Origin of the sequence: Paraburkholderia sp. CNPSo 3076 (genome assembly GCF_026343935.1) — a bacterium.
In the GTDB taxonomy this organism is placed as follows: Bacteria; Pseudomonadota; Gammaproteobacteria; order Burkholderiales; family Burkholderiaceae; genus Paraburkholderia; species Paraburkholderia nodosa.
In genome coordinates this window covers 1-3,393 of record NZ_JAPMAL010000107.1, presented here as the reverse complement: position 1 = coordinate 3,393, position 3,393 = coordinate 1, and the positions used below count along the sequence as shown (strand labels likewise).

At 66.8% G+C, this 3,393-nt stretch carries 3 protein-coding genes; 1 reads left to right on the top strand and 2 read right to left on the bottom strand.

Features of this window, described 5'->3' with window-relative positions:
• Positions 1 to 1,644: protein-disulfide reductase DsbD (dsbD, locus tag M3A49_RS42190; RefSeq protein ID WP_266233973.1), on the bottom strand; the 1,644-nt coding region annotated here is incomplete at its 3' end.
• The gene (gene cutA / locus M3A49_RS42185; protein WP_266233972.1) at positions 1,637 to 1,948 is read right to left on the bottom strand and encodes a divalent-cation tolerance protein CutA; all 312 of its coding nucleotides are present in this window, start codon (positions 1,946 to 1,948) and stop codon (positions 1,637 to 1,639) included. The genes cutA and dsbD, both read right to left, overlap by 8 nt.
• A 107-nt stretch (positions 1,949 to 2,055) precedes the next feature.
• Here cutA and M3A49_RS42180 point away from each other — a divergent pair, with 107 nt between their 5' ends.
• Positions 2,056 to 3,384 (top strand): IS4 family transposase, encoded by a 1,329-nt coding sequence (locus tag M3A49_RS42180; RefSeq protein ID WP_266233974.1) that lies wholly within the window; start codon positions 2,056 to 2,058, stop codon positions 3,382 to 3,384.
• Positions 3,385 to 3,393: the final 9 nt, after the last annotated feature.

The following is a 3,393-nucleotide window of genomic DNA, read 5'->3' as shown; positions in this document are numbered from 1 at the left end:
CGCAGTCTTCAGCGCCGCGTCGAGCTGCGCGGGCGAGCGCACGGGCGCGAAGACCAATGCGTTCGCTTCGCTGGCGCCCGCGGACTGTGCCGCGCCGGCGGCGGCAACATCGCTCGCGCCGCCCACGCGCGCGGCCAGCACGGCGAGCGGACGCAGCGGATCGGTCGAACCCGCCGCAAGACCGACGATCAGCGTCGCGGCCCAGATCGCGAACGCCGCGCCGAGACCACGCCCGAGGCGCCGCCAGACGTTGGCCGCACCCGAGTTCGGCGTGAAGAGGCCAAGCGCGGCGGCCGCGAGCAGCAGCCAGAGGGCGGCGAGCAGCATCTGTGCGGTGGCGCCGAGCACCGGCCAGACGATCCACAGCGCGGCCGCCAGCAGCACGACGCCGAAGAACACCTTCACGCCATCCATCCACGTGCCCGCGCGAGGCAGCAGCGAGCCCGCGCCGAGGCCGAGGATCATCAGCGGGACGCCAAGACCCAGCCCCATCGCAAAGAGCGCCGCGCCGCCGAGCACGGCGTTGCCCGTGTGCGCGATGAACGCCAGCACCGCGAAGAGCGGCGCGGTCATGCAGGCGCCCACCACGAGCGCGGAAAGCGCGCCCATCACGGCGACAGCGGCGAATTTGCCGCCGGAACGGCCCTGGGTGGCGCGCGAGGCGCCGTCCTGCCAGCGCTGCGGCAGCGCGATGTCGTAGCCGGCGATCAGCACGACGGCGAACGCGGCGAGGAGCACGGCGAACACGCCCAGCACCCACGGGTTCTGCAGCCATGCGCCAAGGCTCTGGCCGACCAGCGCAGCGGCAATACCCAGCGCCGTGTAGACGAGCGCCATGCCGAGCACGTAGACGAACGAGAGCGCGAAGCCGCGAGAGCGCGTGACGCGGGCGCCCTCACCGACGATGATCGCCGAGAGGATCGGGATCATCGGGTACGAGCAGGGCAAGAGGCTCAGCACCATGCCAGCCACGAAGTACAGGCCCACCACGGCGAAAAAGCCGCCGCCCTGCAACAGCGATTGCGCGTAGTCGGCGCTCGTGGCGCGCTCGTACCAGGGCTCGTCGGTACCGCCTGCTGCGGGTGCCGCGCTGGTTTGCGGCTGGGGCGCGGGCGTCGGGTTCGCTGCGCCCGGCACGGCGCTCTGGCCGGCCGTAGCGGCCTGCAACGCCGCGCCACTTACGTGAAACACGTGTTCCGCGGGCGGATAACAGATGCCCGCATCGGCGCAGCCCTGCGATGTCACCGCGAGATCGAACGGACCGCTCGCCTTTTGCACCGGCACGCGGATCGTCAACTCGCCTCGATAGGTTTCGACATTCTTCTGGAAGGTCGGATCGAACTTGACGTGGCCGGGCGGGATCTGCGCCTCTCCCAGCTGCACCGTGCCGTTGCGCGCGGCGAAGGCGAAGCGCTCGCGGTACATGTAGTAGCCGTCGGCGATCTTGAAGTGCACGTCGACCATGCCCGGCGCTTCGCTCGCGCTGAACGTGAAGGCCTGGTCGGGCGGCAGGAAGTCGTCGTCGGCCGCACGCGCGAGCGAAGTGCCAAACAACATCGGCAGCAGACAGCAGACGAGCAGGAGAAAGCCGGACAGCGAAGCGTACGGCGCGGCGCGCGAGCGCCGATCGAAGCGGTTAGACATGAAGAGTGCGCTGAGTCTCGGCATTGACCCATTGCCCGTAGGCGTTCGACGCCGTGGCTTGCCACGAGAGAATCTCGGGCGTCTCGTAGGGATGCTGGGTCTGGATGAACTGTTCGAGCTCGGCCGCGCGGGCGAGGCTCGTCTTGAAGAGCAGCTGGATCTCGTTGTCCGACGCGATGTTGCCCTGCCAGTGATACTGCGCGTGCACGGCGGCCAGGCGCGTCACGCACGCAGCGAGGCGCTGCGCGAGCGCCCCGGCGGCGAGCGTTTCGGCGGTGCCCTCGTCGGGCACCGTAGTCAGCATCAGGGTCACATTGAGGTAATGCCGTTCAGTTAAGCAACTGAACGGCATTTTTGTTTGTGGCGAGCGCCTGTTGTAAACAGGGCGCGACGGTGTTAACTTTCGTCGCCATGCTGGTTGACGACCTTCCTCTTCTTGTCGATGCGCACCCGCCGTTCGAATGGGATCGGCTGGGCCAGCATCTGCCATATGAATGGATTGAACAGGCAGTTCAGGCCAGCGGCAGCGCCAGCATCCGGCGGCGCCGCCTGCCAGCGCAGCAGGTGGTGTGGCTGGTGATCGCGCTGGCGCTGTACCGGCATCAGTCGGTCAGTGAGGTCGTTGACGCCCTGGAGCTTGCTCTTCCCGCACCCGATGCGTCGTTTGTCAGCAAGAGTGCCATCGCCCAGGCACGACAGCGCACTGGCGCCGCGCCGCTGGCGTGGCTCTTTCACGAATGCGCCAGGAACTGGACTACCCAGGATCAGGCACACTACCTCTTCAAGGGATTCTCGCTGTTCGCCATGGACGGCACCACGCTGCGCACGGCCGACAGTCCCGCCAACCGCAGGCACTTCGGGGCGTCCGTGGCCGCACATGACCGGGTGGGCAGCTACCCCCAGTTGCGCGCAGTCACGCTGACTGCCATTCCCACGCACCTGGTGCGCGACGCCGAATTCGGCCCTTACGACGTCAACGAGATGATCTCGGCGCGCCAGCTTGTTCCGCGCGTGCCGGAGAACTCCATTACGGTGTTTGACAAAGGGTTTCTGTCGGCCCAGTTGTTGTGCAACCTGGTCTCGGGTGGCGCGAACCGGCATTTCATCATTCCAGCCAAGTCCAATACGCGCTGGGAGGTGCTCAGCGGCGAACCCGGCGACCAGATGGTGCGCATGCGTGTATCGCCCCAGGCGCGAAAGGCCTGTCCGGAACTGCCTGAGTTCTGGCAAGCCCGTGCCGTGCTTGCCGTCGATGCGCGTGGCCGGCAGCGGGTATTGCTCAGCTCCCTGTGTGATCGAGAGCGGTTCAAGGCAACGGACATCGTGTCCTGCTACGCACGTCGCTGGCAGATCGAGACCAGTTACCGGGAATTGAAGCAGTCGATGCTGGGCATGGAGTTGACCCTGCGCAGCCAGACCGTTGACGGCGTCTACCAGGAGTTCTGGGGCGCCCTGATTGCCTACAACCTGATCCGGCTGGAGGTGGCGAAGGCCGCGCTTGAGGCCGGACGCGCCCCCGAGGACCTGAGCTTCATCCGCGCGTTTCACACGATTCAGTATGAGATGTCATGGGCAGCCGTGACCCGCTCGTACGGCAAACTTCCTGCGCTGCTCGTGCGCCTGCGCGAGCGGCTCAAGCAGCTTGCCAACGAAAAACGGCCCGGGCGCTCTTGCGCACGGGCCGTCAAGTCCAGACCTTTCCGCTACACCGTTCGGTACCTGAAACGGGACCTTAACTGAACGGCATTA